This window comes from Bradyrhizobium sp. ORS 375, from assembly GCF_000239775.1.
In the GTDB taxonomy this organism is placed as follows: Bacteria; Pseudomonadota; Alphaproteobacteria; order Rhizobiales; family Xanthobacteraceae; genus Bradyrhizobium.
Map to the genome: position 1 here is coordinate 1 of NZ_CAFI01000441.1, position 1,110 is coordinate 1,110.

Sequence of the window (1,110 nt, forward strand, 5' to 3'; positions counted from 1 at the left end):
TGCACCATCGAAATGCCCCTGGAGCGGGCGCAAAGCCGGAGAGGCGCGCAATGACCAATACGCTGGCCGGACGTCGGCTGCTGGTTGTGGAAGACGATTATTACCTTGCCGATGACCTTGCCCGGGCTCTCGGCGCTGAAGGCGCCGAGGTGGTCGGTCCAGTGTCAAACATCGATTCGGCGCTCGATTTGCTGGCGACACCGAACAGCTGCATGGGGCGGTCGTCGACATCAACCTCCACGGAGAAATGGCCTTTCCCATTGCCGACCAGCTATTGCAGCGGCGAATTCCCTTCGTTTTCGCAACCGGATACGACCAAGACATCATTCCAGCGCGGTACCGTCACGTGCCGCGGTGCGAGAAGCCAACCAATGCCGCGACCGTCGTACGCGCTTTGTTTGGCTGAGATTTGCCGGCCAATTCGTATAAACTAAGCACGCTTCCTCACATTGACGTCGGCCTTGCAAAGTTTTTTATGGTATTGGAAGGCCGATAGCCGCCGTAGGGTGATCGTCCCAGGTCAATGTGAGGCGACGCCCTCCAGGGCATCGGGTGCCTCGGCCCGCGTGTCCCGGCGTTTGCTGGGATTACGAGACTTGCATCGGGGGATCAGCAATGGATCATGCCATGCAGCGTCGGCATTTGCAGCAGGCCGAGCGCCATATCGACTTGGGTCTCCGACTTATTGCCGAACAAGAGGAACGTGTTGCGGACCTCAAGCGGAAGGGTCATGACGTCACAGAAGCGCGGACACTCCTGGACAACTTTCATGCGATCCAGGTGCAGCACATCCGCCACCGCGACCGCATCCTGAAAGAGCTGGAAGAATAGTCCGCGTGTCTCCGGGACTGTATGCCCGCTTGCGACGGGGACATCGCGTCGGTGCGATGGTCCCCGATGACGCAGTAGCAGCGTGGACTCAGCAAAAGTCGGCGCGATCGACTCCGGCCGCCGTCCGCTGGCTACTATGATCACAGCCCTCGTTGGACGGATTGCGAGGCCAAGTCTGCGACGGCCTGACGGCCGACCGCGGTCAGTTCGTCGAGCGGCGGTGATCTATCCCGTGCCGCCTCCATGATGCGCTGCGCCACGAATGTGCGCGACTGGTGA

2 protein-coding genes are annotated in these 1,110 nt (G+C 60.6%); both read left to right on the forward strand.

Annotated elements, in window-relative coordinates:
• Nucleotides 1-50 precede the first annotated feature (50 nt).
• Complete coding sequence (locus BRAO375_RS36685; RefSeq protein WP_349546089.1) at nucleotides 51-434, forward strand: response regulator; 384 nt, start codon at nucleotides 51-53, stop codon at nucleotides 432-434.
• 181 nt (nucleotides 435-615) lie between these two features.
• The gene (locus tag BRAO375_RS29280; protein WP_035642948.1) at nucleotides 616-831 is read left to right on the forward strand and encodes a hypothetical protein; all 216 of its coding nucleotides are present in this window, start codon (nucleotides 616-618) and stop codon (nucleotides 829-831) included.
• Nucleotides 832-1,110: the final 279 nt, after the last annotated feature.

Excerpts from the sequence above, each read along its gene's own strand:
- BRAO375_RS36685 (WP_349546089.1), top strand. The coding sequence starts at position 51 with ATGACCAATACGCTGGCCGGACGTCGGCTGCTGGTTGTGGAAGACGAT.
- BRAO375_RS29280 (WP_035642948.1), top strand. The coding sequence starts at position 616 with ATGGATCATGCCATGCAGCGTCGGCATTTGCAGCAGGCCGAGCGCCAT.